Source organism: Erythrobacter sp. (assembly GCF_023653175.1).
Lineage (GTDB): Bacteria > Pseudomonadota > Alphaproteobacteria > Sphingomonadales > Sphingomonadaceae > Erythrobacter.
The window spans coordinates 1-15,124 of the sequence record NZ_JAMNXL010000085.1; the positions used below are offsets into that span (position 1 = coordinate 1).

13 protein-coding genes and 1 pseudogene are annotated in these 15,124 nt (G+C 66.3%); 5 read left to right on the top strand and 9 right to left on the bottom strand.

The features are described 5' to 3' along the window. Nucleotides 1–150: 150 nt before the first annotated feature. Genes NBV68_RS10690 through NBV68_RS10705 form a run of 4 tightly spaced genes read left to right on the top strand, consistent with a single transcriptional unit; the run spans nucleotide 151 to nucleotide 3,581 of the window. Complete coding sequence (locus NBV68_RS10690) at nucleotides 151–582, top strand: TIGR01244 family sulfur transferase (RefSeq protein ID WP_296309707.1); 432 nt, start codon at nucleotides 151–153, stop codon at nucleotides 580–582. A gap of 13 nt (nucleotides 583–595) precedes the next feature. Continuing rightward, nucleotides 596–1,015, top strand: coding sequence for a hypothetical protein (locus NBV68_RS10695; protein WP_296309710.1), 420 nt, complete (start codon nucleotides 596–598; stop codon nucleotides 1,013–1,015). Next, a complete protein-coding gene (locus tag NBV68_RS10700) occupies nucleotides 1,008–1,967 on the top strand; it encodes a sterol desaturase family protein (protein ID WP_296309713.1) in 960 nt (319 codons plus the stop codon). Before NBV68_RS10695 ends, NBV68_RS10700 begins: the two co-directional genes overlap by 8 nt. A gap of 24 nt (nucleotides 1,968–1,991) precedes the next feature. Then, nucleotides 1,992–3,581 carry a GMC family oxidoreductase N-terminal domain-containing protein gene (locus tag NBV68_RS10705; RefSeq protein ID WP_296309715.1) on the top strand — a complete coding sequence of 530 codons (1,590 nt, stop codon included), beginning with the start codon at nucleotides 1,992–1,994 and terminating at the stop codon, nucleotides 3,579–3,581. A gap of 260 nt (nucleotides 3,582–3,841) precedes the next feature. On the opposite strand, the gene NBV68_RS10710 is transcribed toward NBV68_RS10705, so the two are convergent. From NBV68_RS10710 to NBV68_RS10750, 9 genes are all read right to left on the bottom strand, one after another. After that, nucleotides 3,842–5,260: an ammonium transporter gene (locus NBV68_RS10710; protein ID WP_296309720.1), complete on the bottom strand. Its 1,419-nt coding sequence runs from the start codon at nucleotides 5,258–5,260 to the stop codon at nucleotides 3,842–3,844. Nucleotides 5,261–5,274: 14 nt separating this feature from the next. Next, nucleotides 5,275–5,613: a P-II family nitrogen regulator gene (locus NBV68_RS10715; protein ID WP_296309723.1), complete on the bottom strand. Its 339-nt coding sequence runs from the start codon at nucleotides 5,611–5,613 to the stop codon at nucleotides 5,275–5,277. A 182-nt stretch (nucleotides 5,614–5,795) separates the two neighbouring features. Then, nucleotides 5,796–6,353, bottom strand: coding sequence for a pyridoxamine 5'-phosphate oxidase family protein (locus tag NBV68_RS10720; RefSeq protein WP_296309726.1), 558 nt, complete (start codon nucleotides 6,351–6,353; stop codon nucleotides 5,796–5,798). A gap of 21 nt (nucleotides 6,354–6,374) precedes the next feature. Then, complete coding sequence (locus tag NBV68_RS10725) at nucleotides 6,375–7,244, bottom strand: alpha/beta hydrolase (protein ID WP_296309742.1); 870 nt, start codon at nucleotides 7,242–7,244, stop codon at nucleotides 6,375–6,377. Between the two features lie 53 nt (nucleotides 7,245–7,297). Beyond that, nucleotides 7,298–8,815, bottom strand: coding sequence for a peptide chain release factor 3 (locus NBV68_RS10730; protein WP_296309729.1), 1,518 nt, complete (start codon nucleotides 8,813–8,815; stop codon nucleotides 7,298–7,300). A 428-nt stretch (nucleotides 8,816–9,243) separates the two neighbouring features. Then, nucleotides 9,244–9,993 (bottom strand): SDR family NAD(P)-dependent oxidoreductase, encoded by a 750-nt coding sequence (locus tag NBV68_RS10735; RefSeq protein ID WP_296309731.1) that lies wholly within the window; start codon nucleotides 9,991–9,993, stop codon nucleotides 9,244–9,246. Continuing rightward, a complete protein-coding gene (pheT, locus tag NBV68_RS10740) occupies nucleotides 9,993–12,380 on the bottom strand; it encodes a phenylalanine--tRNA ligase subunit beta (RefSeq protein WP_296309734.1) in 2,388 nt (795 codons plus the stop codon). The genes NBV68_RS10735 and pheT overlap by 1 nt, the downstream gene beginning before the upstream one ends. After that, nucleotides 12,377–13,477, bottom strand: coding sequence for a phenylalanine--tRNA ligase subunit alpha (pheS, locus tag NBV68_RS10745; protein WP_296309737.1), 1,101 nt, complete (start codon nucleotides 13,475–13,477; stop codon nucleotides 12,377–12,379). Before pheS ends, pheT begins: the two co-directional genes overlap by 4 nt. A gap of 93 nt (nucleotides 13,478–13,570) precedes the next feature. After that, nucleotides 13,571–14,356, bottom strand: a complete 786-nt coding sequence (locus NBV68_RS10750; RefSeq protein WP_296309740.1) for a helix-turn-helix domain-containing protein — start codon at nucleotides 14,354–14,356, stop codon at nucleotides 13,571–13,573. A 292-nt stretch (nucleotides 14,357–14,648) separates the two neighbouring features. Between NBV68_RS10750 and NBV68_RS10755 the strand changes: the two are divergent. Beyond that, nucleotides 14,649–15,124 (top strand): annotated as a pseudogene (locus NBV68_RS10755) (SH3 domain-containing protein); the annotation flags it as partial.

Genomic DNA, 15,124 nt, shown 5'->3' on the forward strand with positions numbered 1-15,124 from the left:
GCTTTCGATATAGCGCACAAAAGCCTGCTTTGCGAACGAAATAACCGGACGCCCGGCGCACGCCCGCACCGCCTTGCGCGGGTGCTTGTGCGCACGCCGGGCTTTGGGCAAGAGTGCGCGGCACGGGTCACGGGAAAGCAGGACAACAGCATGAGCGATTTTCGCCGCCTCAACGAAAATGTGTTGGTGGGCCCGCAGCTTGCACTGGAAGACATCGCCGATGCCGCCGCGCTCGGTGTCAACACCATCGTCAACAATCGCCCCGACGGCGAGGAGCCCTCGGCACCGCAGGGTGACGCAATCGCAGCAGCAGCGGCGGCGGCGGGGCTGAACTATGTCGCCATTCCCATCGGCCATGCCGGCTTCAGCGGCCCGCAGGTCGATGCGATGATCGCCGCGATGGAGCAGGCCGAAGGGCCGATTCTCGCCTATTGCCGGTCGGGCACGCGCTCGACCCTGCTGTGGGCGCTCGCCGCGGCCAAGCAGGGTGAGGACCCCGAGACCATCGCCCACACCGCCGCGCAGGCGGGCTACGATGTCAGCCCGATTCGCGCGATGATCGACATGCTGGCTGCGCGCTGAGGCGCCGAGACGCGTGGCCCTGCTGCTCCAGACCGCCGGTTCGCTGGTCGCGATCCTCGCGCTGGCGGGGCTGGCGTGGTGGCTGAAGCTGGGCGGCGTGCCGCGGCTGGACAGCGAGGCCGCGGTGGCGCGCGCGGCTGGGGAGGTCGAGGACGGCTTCACCCCGATCGCCGCTGCCTGCGATGCCGAGGGCGCCAGCGCGCTCGCTTGCGATGGCGCGGGGCGGATCATCGTGATCAAGCGCCACGGCAACCGCTTTGCAGGCCGCGTGCTCGGTCCGAAGGCCTCGGCGCAGCTCGGCGGCCAGCCGGGCGAATTCAACCTCGAAGTCGACCCGGGCGAGCCGCGCTTCGGCAAGGTGTTCCTCACCCTCGACGACGCGCAGGCTTGGGCGGACGCGATCAATCGGCTAAACGCGCGGCAGGATGCCTGACTTCAGCCCCACCCAATATGCCGTGCCGCTATTCGTGGTGGCGGTGCTCGCCGAGATGATCTGGGCGAAGTTCCGCGCGCCCGAGGCCTACGAGCCGAAGGACACGCTGGTCAGCCTCGCCTTCGGCCTCGGTTCGACGGTGGCCGGCGCGCTGCTTGGCGGCTTTGCGCTCACGGTGTTCATCGAGGCCTACGAATACCGCCTGCTGGATTTCGGGCCGGAATGGTGGGCGGTGTGGTGGGCATGGCCGCTGTGTTTCGTGCTCGACGATCTCAAATATTACTGGGTGCACCGTGCCGGCCATCGCATTCGCTGGATGTGGGCGAGCCACGTGAACCACCACTCGAGCCAGCACTACAACCTCTCGACCGCCTTGCGGCAAACTTGGACGGGGATGTTCACCTTCGGGTTCCTCTTCGCGGTGCCGCTGGTGCTGCTCGGCTTCCACCCGGCGATGATCGCGATCTGCGGCGGGTTCAATCTCATCTATCAGTTCTGGATCCATACCGAGGCGATCGGGCGCATGCCCCGGTGGTTCGAGGCGGTGATGAACACCCCCTCCCACCACCGCGTCCACCACGCGACCAACCCGCGCTATCTCGACACGAACTACGCGGGCGTGTTCATCGTCTGGGACAAGATGTTCGGCACCTTCACCCCCGAGGTGGACGAGGAGACAATCCGCTACGGGATCGTCAAGCAGCTCGGCAGCTTCAACCTGCTCTGGTCGGTGTTCCACGAATGGATCGGCATGCTGACCGACATCTGGCGCGCGCCGTGGAAGCACAAGCTGTCCTACCTCCTGCGCGAACCCGGCTGGAGCCATGACGGCAGCCGCGAGACCAGCGACATGATTCGCGCCAAATGGCAGGCGCGGGTCGGCAGTGTTGCGCCACAAACAACATCAGTGGCGGATCGAAACCCGATTGCGGGCGCGCAAGAAGCTGCCTAATCTCCCTGCCCAAAGGGAGAGATCATGGAAAGTTTCGACTACATCGTCATCGGCGGTGGCAGCGCGGGCAGCGCTGTCGCAGGGCGTCTCGCGGTGGACGGCACGCGCCGCGTGTGCCTGCTCGAGGCGGGGGGGCGCAACAACAACATTCTGGTGAAGACGCCGGGCTTCATGCCCTTCCTGCTCAAGAACGCGAATTACCGCTACGAGACGGTGCCGCAGAAGGGGCTGAACGGGCGCACCGGATACCAGCCGCGCGGGAGGGGCCTGGGCGGCTCCTCGGCGATCAACGCGATGGTCTATATCCGCGGCAACCGCTGGGATTACGACAATTGGGCAGCGATGGGCTGCACCGGCTGGGGCTATGACGACGTGCTCCCCTACTTCAAGCGCGCAGAGGCGAACGAGCGCGGTGGCGATGACTGGCACGGTGCGGGCGGACCGCTGTTCGTCGAGGACCAGAAATACGCCAACCCCGCCTCCCACGCCTTCGTCGATGCGGCAGCCACGTTGCAGCTGCGCACCAACGCCGATTTCAACGGCGAACGGCAGGAGGGCTTCGGACTCTACCAGGTCACCCAGCGCAAGGGCGAACGCTGGTCGGCGGCCCGCGCTTACGTCGAGCCGATTCGCGAACAGGGCAATTTCGCGGTGCGCACCGACACGCTGGTCGAGAAACTCATCATCGAGGGCGGACGCGTCACCGGGGTGCAGGTTCGTCGCGGGGGCGTGAGCCAGTCGTTGCTGGCGCGTCGCGGGGTCATCCTGTCGGCGGGCGCGTTCAATTCGCCGCAGATCCTGATGCTCTCCGGCATCGGCCCGGCCGCGCATGTGAAAGAGCACGGAATCGACGTGGTGCTCGACCGGCCCGCAGTCGGCGGAAATCTCCAGGACCATATCGACTATGTCTCCGGCTGGGAGACGACAAGCGACGTTACGATCGGCAGCACCCTCAAGGGCACGCTGCGCATGGCTGCGGCAATTGTCGAGCACCGCGTCAAGCGGACCGGCACGATGACCACCTGCTATGCCGAGGCCGGCGGCTTCTGGAGCGTAATGCCCGATAGCCCCGCCCCCGATGTGCAATGGCACTTCGTCCCGGCGGTGCTCGAGGATCACGGGCGCGAGAAAGTGACGGCGCACGGCTTCTCGCTCCACGCCTGCGTGCTCAGGCCCGAGAGCCGCGGCACGGTGCGGCTGGGCGCACCAGATGCCGCCGCTGCGCCGGTGATCGACCCCAATTTCCTCGATGACGAACGCGACATGGCAGTCTTGCGCGCCGGCGTGCGCCTGTCGCACCGCATCGCCGAGGCGCCGCCGATGCAGGCCTTCGGGCCGCGGGATCGCCACCCCGTCGACCTTCACGACGACGCCGCGCTCGACCAACTCATCCGCAGCCGCGCCGACACGGTCTACCATCCCGTCGGCACCTGCCGGATGGGCGCGGACGCGGATGCGGTGGTCGATCCGACGCTGAAGCTCAACGGGCTGGAGGGCCTGTGGGTGGCGGATGCGAGCGTGATGCCCAAGATCGTGAGCGGCAACACCAACGCGCCGAGCATCATGATCGGAGAGAGGTGCGCCGACTTCGTGATCGAAGCGGAAAGAGCCTAGGCACAAAGCCCAGCTTCAAGCGCTGATCCGGCCCGCCGCAGGACGGGCCGCAGGCGCCCGGAGCGAAGCGGAGGAGCAGCGCCGAGGACGACCCCGCGGAGGCGCGGTCGAAACATAAAGCTCAAAACAAAAAAGGGCCGGAGGGCTTATCGCCACTCCGGCCTTAATCAGTCTGTTCGTTCGCAGGAGGAACGTGGTGAGGCGGGGGGAGGGGAGAGGGAGAGAGAGGCCTCCCCCCGCCAAGCTTGGTGGGTGTGCGCTTAGTTGTAGGCGCGCTCCCCGTGTTCGGTGATGTCGAGGCCGTTGGTTTCGGCTTCGGCGTCGGGGCGGAGCCCGATGGTGTACTTGAGAGCGAGGAACAGCACCGCCGAGACGATCCCGGTCCACGCAACGGTCACGCCGACCGCGTAGATCTGGGTCGTGACCTGGCCGACCATGTCGAACGCGCCGGCCACAGCCACCGGAGCGGTGTAGTCGATCCAGCCCTGGCCGCCGAGCGCCGGGTCGGCGACGATGCCGGTCCCGATCGCGCCAACGATCCCGCCGACGGCGTGGATGCCGAAGACGTCGAGGCTGTCGTCGTAGTTCAGCTTGTTCTTCACCGTGGTGACGAAGAAGTAGCAGATCACCGAAGCCACCACGCCGAGGATGATCGCGGTGCCGGGGTGGGCAAAGCCCGCCGCGGGAGTGATCGCCACAAGGCCGGCCACCACACCCGAAACACCGCCCAGCAGCGAGGGCTTCTTGTGGGTGATCTGTTCGATGATCGCCCAGGTCGCACCCGCCGCGGCGGTGGCAACGAAGGTGTTGATGAAGGCAAGCGCGGCAAAGGCGTTGGATTCGAGCGCCGAGCCGGCGTTGAACCCGAACCAGCCGATCCACAGCAGGCTGGCGCCGATCATGGTCATCACCAGGTTATGCGGGGGCATGGGCTCCTTCTTGTGGCCGATGCGCGGGCCGATCACGAGGCAGCCGACGAGCCCGGCGATGCCTGCATTGATGTGCACCACGGTGCCACCGGCGAAGTCGAGCGCGCCCCAGCCCCACAGCAGACCCATGTCGGTGGGAGCAGCGTGGAGGAAGTCAGGGCCGGCCCAATACCACACCATGTGCGCGATCGGGAAATAGGCGAGGGTCATCCACGCGACCACGAAGATGATCAGCGGGGTGAACTTCACGCGCTCGGCAAAGGCACCAACGATCAGCGCGGGCGTGATGCAGGCGAAGGTCATCTGGAACATCACGAAGACCAGCTCGGGCAGGTAGACCCCGTTCGAGAAGGTCGCAGCGAGACTGGTGACGCTCACGCCCTTGAGGAAGGCCTTGTCGAGCCCGCCGAACAGCGCCGGGAAGGGCGTGCCGGTCGAGGTGAAGGCCATCGAGTAGCCCCAGCCGAACCAGACCAGCGCGGCGACGCAGACGATGGTGAGGACCTGCATAAGGACGCTCAGCATGTTCTTGGCGCGCACCAGGCCGCCGTAGAAGAGTGCGAGCGCGGGCACGCTCATCATCAACACCAGCGCGGTCGAGACCATCATCCAGGCGACGTCGCCCTTGTTGACCATGTCGGCGGTGGGCACGAACGGCGTCGGCGCCGCCGCAGGCGCGGCCATGGCCGGCGCGGCGAGCAGCGCCGCCCCGGTTGCCACCACCGCAAGATTGGAGAGAATGCGCTTCATTGCTTTGGGTCCCCTTACAGCGCGGTTTCGCCGGACTCGCCGGTGCGGATGCGGGTGGCCGAGGCCAGATCGAGGACGAAGATCTTGCCGTCGCCGATCGCGCCCGTGTTGGCGGTCGCTTGAATGGTTTCGACCACTTGGCCGGCGATCTCGTCGCTGGCTGCGATCTCGAGCTTCACCTTGGGAAGCATGTTGGTGGAGTATTCGGCGCCGCGGTAGATTTCGGTCTGACCCTTTTGGCGACCGAAGCCTTTGACTTCGGTCACGGTCATCCCGGCGATGCCAATGCCGCTCAAGGCCTCACGCACGGTGTCGAGCTTGAACGGTTTGATGATGGCGATGATGAACTTCATCTGTGGCCCCTGTTGCACCGGATTTTTTCCGGCCACCGGAGTTACAGCAACAAGCGTGCCATATTTGTGTAACGCGGCTGACGCAGCGGAATCAGCCTTATTTTTCGCAACTGCGGGATAATACCTGCCTAAAAATCGGGCACGTGATTAACACTTGAGCAAGATTTGCGGTCAGCCGCGCGTCATTCGCCGGCGATGTAGCGATCGGTCGGGCGGGTCGGCAGGCCGTCGATGCTGCGGGTGCGAGCGGCCATCTTGGCCTCCCACTGCGCGGGATCGGACAGGCGGTGCGCCTTCTTCAAGGTCTCGCGCTCGCCTTCCAGCGCCATGAAGGGCACGCCCCAGCCGCAGGAGGACTGGACGCTTTCGACCGCGATGTCGAAGATCTGGCGGGTGCCGGGCATCAGGGTGAAGTGCGCCGCGAGCGCCTCCCACTCGGCGTCCTGCGGCAGCACCGCCTTGCCCCGGCCATAGAGGCGCAGGATCAGCGCGGGCTGCTGGAAGTTGCAGAACATCACCGTGATCCGCCCGTCGGCAGCCAGATGCGCGTGGGTCTCGTTGCCCGAACCACCGAGATCGAGATAGGCCACCCTTGTGGGCGAAAGCACGCGGAAGGCATCATAGCCCTTGGGGCTGAGGTTGATGCGCCCTTCCGCCGCCGCGGTCGCGACAAAGAACACCGGCTGAACGGCGATCAAGGCGATATGCTTTTCGGTGAGCGCCTCGGTGAAATCGGCCATCGGACGCTCCTTTCGAAAGGGTCAGAGGAAATCGCGCAAGGTGGCGATGAAACGGTCAAACTGGTCGTGGTGGAGCCAGTGGCCGGCCTTCTCGAACTCGATCACGCTGGCTGTCCGGAAGTGGGCGATGCGCCCGTCCTTCTCGGGGTTCGAGGCCCAGCTATCCGCGCCATACAGCAGCAGAGTCGGGCAAGTGATCGCACCCCACAGCTGCTCGACGAATTCGTCACCGATATCCTCGACCGGCCAGACGTTGAGGTGGGGATCGAACTTCCAGCTATAGGTGCCGTCCTCGTTGCGGTTGACCCCGTGGACGGTGAGATGGCGCGCCTGTTCCTCGGTGAGGTAGGCGTTTTCCTCGATCATGCGGGCGAAGGCGGCTTCGATGCTTTCGTATTTGCGCGGGGAGCGCCCGGCGGCCTTGCGCTTCTTCTCGATCCATTCGGCGAGGCGCTCGGGGTATGGCTGGCTACGCTGCTTCTCGCGCCATTCGGGCGAGGGGCCGAGGCCCTCGATCGCGACCAGCTTGGTCACCATGTCGGGAAAGGCGCCCGCATAGCGCAGCGCGACATTGCCGCCCATCGAATGCGCCACCATCCGCACCGGGCCGACGCCCAGTTGGTGGATCAGTTGGGCAAGGTCATAGACCATGTCGCCCGCCGAATAGACCCCGTCCGAGACCCAGTCGCTATCGCCATGCCCGCGGTGATCCATGGCGATGACGTGGTAATCCGCGCTCAGCGCCTGCGCGGTCCAGTCCCAGCTGCGGGCATGGTCGCGCCCCCCATGCACCAACACCAGCGGCGGCTTCCCGCGACCACCCCAGTCGAGATAGTTCAAGCGAAGGCGCTGCGAGATGAAGGTTTGCGAGGTCGGGCCGGTGCTTTCCATGAGCCTCGCCATGCCGCGATCCTCGGCCTGCCGCAAGACTACCGTTCTCCCCCTCAGCGCTCTTTCGTTGCCGAGAAGGTCAGCTGCGGGTTCTTCTCGACCTGATAGGTCACGTCCCACGGGCTCTTGGCCATGAACACCATGTCGCCATCGCGGTCCTTGGCCACGTTCGCGCGGTTGAAGCTCGCGAACTCGTCCAGCGTCTTCTCGTCCCCCTTGATCCAGCGCGCGGTGGCGAAGGGGGAAGGTTCGAGCACGGCTTCGACCTTGTATTCCGCCTCGAGCCGCGAAATCAGCACCTCGAGCTGGAGCTGGCCGACCACGCCGACGATGTGGGCCGAGCCGATCTCGGGGTAGAACACCTGGATGACGCCCTCTTCGCTGAGGTCATCAAGCGCCTTCCTCAACTGCTTGGTCTTGGTCGGATCGCGCAACTGCACGCGGCGGAGGATTTCCGGGGCGAAGTTGGGGAGGCCGGTGAAGCGCACCTGATTGCGCTCGCTCAGCGTGTCGCCCACCCGCAAGGTGCCGTGGTTGGGGATGCCAATGATGTCGCCCGCTTCCGCCGTGTCCGCCAGCTCCCGGTCCTGCGCGAAGAACAGGATCGGGGAGTGGACCGCGATCGGCTTGCCGAGGCCCGACGGCGTCAGCTTCATGCCACGTTTGAAGGTGCCCGAGACCTGCCGCATGAAGGCAATGCGGTCGCGGTGGTTGGGGTCCATATTGGCCTGCACCTTGAAGATGAAGCCGGTGACCTCGTCGCGTTCGGGGCTGATCTGCTCCTCGCCCGCGGGCTGAGGGCGCGGCGGCGGGGCGAAGCGGGAGATCGCGTCGATCAGCTCGGTGACGCCGAAATTCTTCAATGCGGATCCGAAATAGACCGGGGTCAGGTCGCCATGACGGAAGGCTTCGAGGTCGAACTCCGGATAGCCTCCCCGCGCCAGCTCGATCTCGTCGAGGAACCGCTGCGGGATCGCCGCAGTGTCGCGCGTGCCGAGGAACTCGCGGCTCGGACCTTCGGGGCGGCTGACGGTCTCGGTGGCGAAATCGAGCAGGCCCTCGAACTCGCCGCCCATGCCGATCGGCCACATCTGCGGGCTGACGTCGAGCGCCAGCATGTCGGCGACCTCGTCCAGCGTCTCGAAGGGATCGCGGCCTTCGCGGTCGACCTTGTTGACGAAGGTGATGATCGGCACGGAGCGCAGGCGGCAGACCTCGAAGAGCTTGCGGGTCTGCGGCTCGATGCCTTTGGCGGCGTCGATCACCATCACCGCCGAATCCACCGCGGTCAGCGTGCGGTAGGTGTCCTCGGAGAAGTCCTCGTGCCCCGGGGTGTCGAGCAGGTTGAAGACGATCCCGTCCTTCTGGAACGTCATGACCGAGGACGTCACCGAGATCCCGCGCTGCTGCTCGATCTTCATCCAGTCCGACCGCGCCCGCCGCGCCGCGCCGCGCGCCTTGACCTCGCCCGCAAGGTGGATCGCACCGCCTTGCAGCAGCAGCTTTTCGGTGAGCGTGGTCTTCCCGGCGTCAGGGTGCGAGATGATCGCGAAGGTTCTTCGATTTGACATTTTGCGCAGAATTCACTATAAGAGGGTAGTCAGTCCTTGGGGGCGAATTAGTGTCTCGGGCTTTGTAGTAATTTGGACTGACAGATAGAATCTCAGTAGCCTGCCGCCCGACGCGCTCTGAGGAATTGACCAATCGTTTGATTGGAAGGTTCCTCGGTGCGCCTAGCACTCCGGACCTTCCAGAGCCAAGGGAAGCGGAGAGTGCAGAATACGCAGGCATTTCTTCCATTCATGGTGAAGTCGTCTGGCGCCGCTACGGGCCTCGTAGGCTTGTATCATATATCACCTTGGATAGCTGGGCTTGGCATTGTCGCGATTGTTCTATGCAAAGCGATTGATCGCGCTCCAGATATCATCCGCGCAATGAACGAGCGCGCAAAAAATCGTGATAGTGACTAACTCGCTTTGTATAATCTGACTTTAGATCGTTAAGTTGCCAGCCGCGCCACCCGAAAACCCGCGAAGTCCTGGTTGACCGGCATCAGTTCGATCCGGTTGATGTTGAGATGCGGCGGCAGGCTGGCGATCCAGCCGATGGTGTCGGCGATGTCCTTGCCGGTCATCGGGTTCACCCCGCGGTAAAGATCGTCCGAGGCCTGCTGGCTGCCGGTGCGCACCACGGTGAACTCGGTCTCGACCATCCCCGGCTCGATGCTGGTGACGCGCACGCCTGTACCGTGAAGGTCGGCGCGCAGGGCGAGCGTGAAGTGGTTCGCGAAGGCCTTGGATCCCGCATAGACGTTGCCGCCCGGATAGACGTAGCTCCCCGCGACCGAGCCGATAGCGATGATCGCACCCTTGCGTTCAATCAACTGCGGCAAGAGCTTGCGGGTCAGCACCACCATGGCCGTGATGTTGGTGTCGATCATCGTCTGCCAGTCATCGAGATTGGCATTCTGCGCCGCCGACAGCCCCTGCGCGAGGCCCGCGTTGTTGACCAGCAGATCAATGTCGCGGAACCCCTCGGGCAGGCCAGCCAGCGCGGCATCAAGCGCGGCGGTGTCGCGCACGTCGAAGCACACGGCATGGACCTTGTCCGCACCCAGCTCCGCGACCAGCGCGTCGAGCCGCTCCTGGCGCCGCCCGGTGGCGACGCAGCGCCAACCGTCAGCGACGAGGCGACGCACGGTCGCGAGGCCGATCCCGGCGGTGGCGCCGGTGACAAAGGCAGTTTTCATCAGCGCAGCTCCCCGCCCAATTTGGCCGCCGCCGCCACGACCTTTTCCGAAATGGCCTTGAGGTCGGCATCCTTGAAACTCGCCTCGCCCGGCTGGAGCGTGACTTCGACCGCGATCGACTTGTGACCCTCGGGCACGCCCTGTCCGGCAAAGACGTCGAACACGCGCACCCCGGTGATGCTCGCCTTGTCCGCGCCCTGAACGCTGCGCACCAGATCGCCCGCCGCCAGTGTGGCCGGGACGAGGAAGGCGAAATCGCGGGTCACGGCTTGCAGCGCAGGCGGCGTGAAGCTGGGGCGGGCGAAGGCTGCACCCTTCTTCGCGGGGATCGCGTCGAGGAACAGCTCGACCGCCGCAATCGGACCGTCGACATCGAAAGCCTTGAGCGTCGCTGGATGCACCATCCCGAAGCGCGCCAGCACCACCTTGGGGCCGAGCCGCAGGGTCGCCGACTGGCCGGGATGGAACTGCGAACCCGCCTCACCCATCACCATCAGGTTCGCCACGGGCGCGCCCGCCGCCTCGAGCAGCTGGAGCGCCAGCGCCTTGGCGTCATAGGCGTCGAAGGGCTTGGCCTTGCCGCCCTGCCAGCCGCGCGGGGTCTTCTCGCCTGCGAGCACGATGCCGAGCGTCGGTCTCTCGTCGCTGAGGCCGCCTTGCCCACGGAAATAGCGCCGCCCGATCTCGAACAGGCGCGAGGATGCCGCGCCGCGATCGGCATTGCGCTTGGCGGCCATCAGCAGGCCGGGCAGCAGCGCGGTGCGCATCGCCTTCATGTCCTCGCTGATCGGATTGGCGAGGACCCACGGCGTGTCGTTGCCGTCGGAGAAGTGGTTCGCAGCCCACTCGGGCAGGAAGCTCCACGTCACCGCCTCGTTAAGCCCGCTCGCGGCGGCGGCGCGCCGGAGGCCGCGCTCCAGCTTCTGCTGCGGCGTGGCGGTCGGGCGCGCGACGCCTTCGGCGCGGGGGAGAGCAACGCTCGCCACCTTGTCGAGGCCGTGGATGCGGACGACTTCCTCGACCAGATCGGCCGGGCCTTCGATGTCGTGGCGACGCGGGGGGCAGGTGACGTTCCAGTCTGCCGCGACGGTAAAGCCGAGGCTCTCGAGGATGCGCTGCTGCTCGGTTTCAGAAACATCCACCCCGCCGAGGCGGAGCGTGTGACCCGGATCGAAGGCGACAACCTTGGGCGCGATCGGCGGCGAACCGGCGCGGACGACTTCACTGGGAGTGCCGCCAGCCAGTTCCACGATCAGACCGGTCAGCAGATCGAGGCCCTGATCGAGGAACTCCGGATCAACCCCGCGCTCGAACCGGGTGCGGGCGTCGCTCGACAGACCAAGCTTGCGCCCGGTCGCGCCGATGCGCGCCGGGTTGAAATAGGCGATCTCGAGCAGCACGTCGGTGGTGTCGTCCTGCACCCCCGAATGTTCGCCGCCCATGATCCCGGCGATGTCGTGGACGCCCTTGTCGTCGGCGATCACCATCATCTCGGCGTCGAGCGTGTAGGTCTTCTCGTTGAGCGCTTGGCATTGCTCGCCATCCTTGGCGCGCCGCGCGACCACCGCCCCCGAGAGCTTGGCAAGATCATAGGCGTGCGCCGGACGACCGAAGCCAAGCATCAGGAAGTTTGTCAGGTCGACCAGCAGCGAGATCGGACGCTGGCCTGCGCTCTTCAGCCGCGCCTGAAGCCAGTCGGGCGAGGGGCCATTCTTCACGCCCTTCACCACGCGGCCATAGAAGGCCGGGCAGCCCTCGGGATCGTCGGTGCGGATTTCGACCGGGCACGCGCCAGCCGCGCTGAAGGCAGGCATGGCGATCGGCTTCAGCGTCCCCAAGCCCTTTGCGGCCAGATCGCGGGCGATGCCATACACGCCCATGCAGTCCGGACGGTTGGGGGTCACGGCGACTTCGATCACCGGGTCGCTGCCGTTGTAATCGGCGAAACTCGTGCCGACCGGCGCGTCTTCGGGCAGCTCGATGATCCCGTCATGATCGTCGCCCAACTCCAGCTCGCGGGTGGAGCACATCATGCCGTTGCTCTCGACGCCGCGGATCGCGCTCTTGCGCAGCACCATGCCGTTGGCAGGAACAGTCGCGCCGGGCAGCCCGAGCACGCCCTTCATCCCCGCGCGAGCATTGGGCGCGCCGCACACGACCTGCAGCGGCTGACCGTCGCCTGTGTCGACGGTGAGCACCTGCAGCTTGTCGGCATCGGGATGGCGCGCGGCGGTCAGCACATGGGCGATGCGGAAGCCTGCCAGCTTCTCGGCCGGGTCTTCCACGCCTTCCACTTCAAGCCCGATGGCATTGAGCGCGTCGCAGATCTCCGAAACAGTGGCGGTGGTCTCAAGATAATCCTTGAGCCAGATCAGCGAGAATTTCATGCGCGCGCTCCCACACCAGCGGAGAGTGTCGGCTGGTCAAACGGCGAGAAGCCGTAATGCGCCAGCCAGCGGCCATCGCCGTCGAAGAAGGCGCGCAGGTCGTTCATCCCGTATTTGAGCATCGCGATCCGGTCGATCCCGAGGCCGAAGGCGAAGCCCTGCCACTCCGTGGGATCAAGTCCGGCGAATTCCAGCACCCGCGCATTCACCATCCCGCTGCCGCCCAGCTCCATCCACGCATGGCCCGGCGCATCGCCGTGCCCGCCGACCACGCGGCGGCCGCCTTCGTTGGAGTAGCCGACATCGACCTCGACGCTGGGTTCGGTGAAGGGGAAGTAGCTGGGGCGCAGGCGCAGGGTGATGTCCTCACGCTCGAAGAAGGCCTTGAAGAAGGTCTCCAGCGTCCACTTGAGGTGGCCGAGGTGAATGTCGCGGTCGATCACCAGCCCCTCGACCTGGTGGAACATCGGCGTGTGCGTGGCGTCGCTGTCCGAGCGGTAGACGCGCCCAGGGGCGATGATGCGGATCGGCGCGCCCTCGGCCAGCATCGCGCGGATCTGCACCGGCGACGTGTGGGTGCGCAAGAGAACGTCCTTCCCCTCGGCAGTCTTGTCCGGGAAGTAGAACGTGTCATGCATCGCCCGCGCCGGGTGCGTCTCGTCCATGTTGAGCGCGGTGAAATTGTGCCAGTCGTCCTCGATCTCGGGGCCGGTGGCGACCGCGAAGCCCAAGTCGGCGAAGATCTCGGCAAGCTCGTCCATCACCTGGCTGACGGGGTGCACCGAGCCCTTGGGCGCGGCGGGCGCGGGGAGGGTCAGGTCGACCGTCTCGCGCGCGAGTTGCTCCTCGAGCGCCGCAGCCTCGAGCGCGGCCTTCTTCGCATCCAATGCCTCGGCAATCGCAGCCCGCGCGGACTGGATCGCCGGGGCAGCTGCCGTGCGCTCTTCCGGGCTCATGCCGCCAAGGGTCTTGAGGGCAAGGCTCACCCAGCCCTTCTTGCCGAGGGTTTCGAGCCGCTCGGCCTCAAGCGCATCGAGGCTGGTCGCCGCGCCAATCGCGGCCAGCGCGGCCTCGGTCCGGGAAGTGATGTCGGTCATGGATTTCGGATGCTCTGACAGCGGGATTTTCGCCGCTGCCCGCTAGCGGCAAATCGTCCCGATTGCAAAGGACGTTGGAAGTTCCGGGGTCGCTCAGGGGGTCGGCGCGTGGAGCCCCTGCACCGCCTGCCCCGCCGCCGCCATCCGCGCCTGCGCGGCTGCCGCCAGCAGCGGCTTGTCGGCGCGGGCATACTCGGACGGGCTCATCCCCATGAAGCGCCGGAAATCGCGGACGAAATGCGACTGATCGTGATAGGTGCAATCGAGCGTCCCGAGCCACTTGCGCGAGGGATCGATCATGAACTGCGCCAGGCTGCGCAGGAACCGCTGGCGGCGCAGCAGCAGCTTGGGCGGAAAGCCGAAGGCGCGGCGCGAGAGGCGCTCGAGGCTGCGCACCGTCATCCCCACCCGCGCGGCGATATCCGCCACGGTGAGCGTGTCGGGATCGACCAGCGCGGCGTGGACTTCGAGGATCGCTGCCTCGCCCGGCAGCGCGGGCACGTCCAACAGATCGGCCATGTGCGCCTCGATCAGCGCGAGCTCCTCTGCATGGTCGCCGCTGCTCCGCGCGATCGCCTCGGCGAGCGGCACGAAGGCAGCGAAGACCGGATCGGCGGCGCCATCGACGAAGCGGTCGGCATAGTCGCTGGCCCTGGCGGCAAACAGCCGGGCCCAGCCCAGCGGCAGCAGCCCGATTCCCCAGCTGTGCCCCGAGCCGAGCCGAAAACGCACCGCACGGCTGGTCGGCCCGGTGACGGTGAAAGCCGGGCACGGCGCAAGCGGCCCCGGCCCGATCACCGACTGCGCCTCGACCGCCCCCAGGAACCGGACATTGGCCCATTCGGGATGCAGCCAGTCCTCGAGGCAACCCCGCTTCACCGAGCAAACCACGTCGGTGCGATAATATGTTGTCACAAACCGGCGCAGTGGCTCTGCCGGCAAGGCAAACCGCAATTGTACCGAATCCCCTGTAAGCGCGTGCATGTGCCCTCGTCCCCCGCCGCGTCGTGTCCGTACAACGCGTCCCGAATGCGACCGCTTATTGACCTTCTCAGGGTCTTTGGGGGGAAATAGCATGATCAGGAATGCAGGGGTAGCCGTGCTTGCGGCAGGGGCAATCGTGTAGGCTCAGGGTGCCGCAGCCAAGGACAAGGCACCGCCGGTCGAGCTGGTGCGCTCGGGCGCGGCGAGCGGGCTGCTGCGCGGCGTGCCAGGCGCAGGCGCGGTGCTGGGGATGTTCGGCGGGCTCGGCGGCAAGAAGAAGACCGTCGCTGCGGGTCTGCGCGTGGTGAGCCCGGCCAACGGCCTGACGGTCGCCGCCGGTCAGGGCGTGGTCAAGAAGTCGAGCCTGAGCTTCGGCGGGGCCGGCGCGGGCTGGGCCAGCACGGCCGCCGGCGCGGCAGGCTATCAGGGCAGCAAGGACGGCGAGATGCCGACCGAGGCCTTCGTGATCGCCTTCAACCAGCTGGTTGCCCAGCGCGAGCTGATGGCGGGCGCGCCCGAGGTCGCAGGCGCGGCACCCGGCGCCATCGTCGCGGCCGACACCGTAATGCGCGCCGCCGCCGGCAAGGAGGCCGCCGAGGTCCGCGCGCTGCGTGCAGGCACCGAGCTCGAGCCCACCGGCAAGCGCGAGGGGCTGTCTGTCGA

What these genes read in the sequence shown, in the direction of transcription:
- NBV68_RS10700 (WP_296309713.1), top strand. Translation starts at nt 1,008, where the DNA reads ATGCCTGACTTCAGCCCCACCCAATATGCCGTGCCGCTATTCGTGGTG.
- NBV68_RS10705 (WP_296309715.1), top strand. Translation starts at nt 1,992, where the DNA reads ATGGAAAGTTTCGACTACATCGTCATCGGCGGTGGCAGCGCGGGCAGC.
- NBV68_RS10690 (WP_296309707.1), top strand. Translation starts at nt 151, where the DNA reads ATGAGCGATTTTCGCCGCCTCAACGAAAATGTGTTGGTGGGCCCGCAG.
- pheT (WP_296309734.1), bottom strand. Translation starts at nt 12,380, where the DNA reads ATGAAATTCTCGCTGATCTGGCTCAAGGATTATCTTGAGACCACCGCC.
- NBV68_RS10710 (WP_296309720.1), bottom strand. Translation starts at nt 5,260, where the DNA reads ATGAAGCGCATTCTCTCCAATCTTGCGGTGGTGGCAACCGGGGCGGCG.
- NBV68_RS10715 (WP_296309723.1), bottom strand. Translation starts at nt 5,613, where the DNA reads ATGAAGTTCATCATCGCCATCATCAAACCGTTCAAGCTCGACACCGTG.
- pheS (WP_296309737.1), bottom strand. Translation starts at nt 13,477, where the DNA reads ATGACCGACATCACTTCCCGGACCGAGGCCGCGCTGGCCGCGATTGGC.
- NBV68_RS10725 (WP_296309742.1), bottom strand. Translation starts at nt 7,244, where the DNA reads ATGGAAAGCACCGGCCCGACCTCGCAAACCTTCATCTCGCAGCGCCTT.
- NBV68_RS10720 (WP_296309726.1), bottom strand. Translation starts at nt 6,353, where the DNA reads ATGGCCGATTTCACCGAGGCGCTCACCGAAAAGCATATCGCCTTGATC.
- NBV68_RS10735 (WP_296309731.1), bottom strand. Translation starts at nt 9,993, where the DNA reads ATGAAAACTGCCTTTGTCACCGGCGCCACCGCCGGGATCGGCCTCGCG.
- NBV68_RS10730 (WP_296309729.1), bottom strand. Translation starts at nt 8,815, where the DNA reads ATGTCAAATCGAAGAACCTTCGCGATCATCTCGCACCCTGACGCCGGG.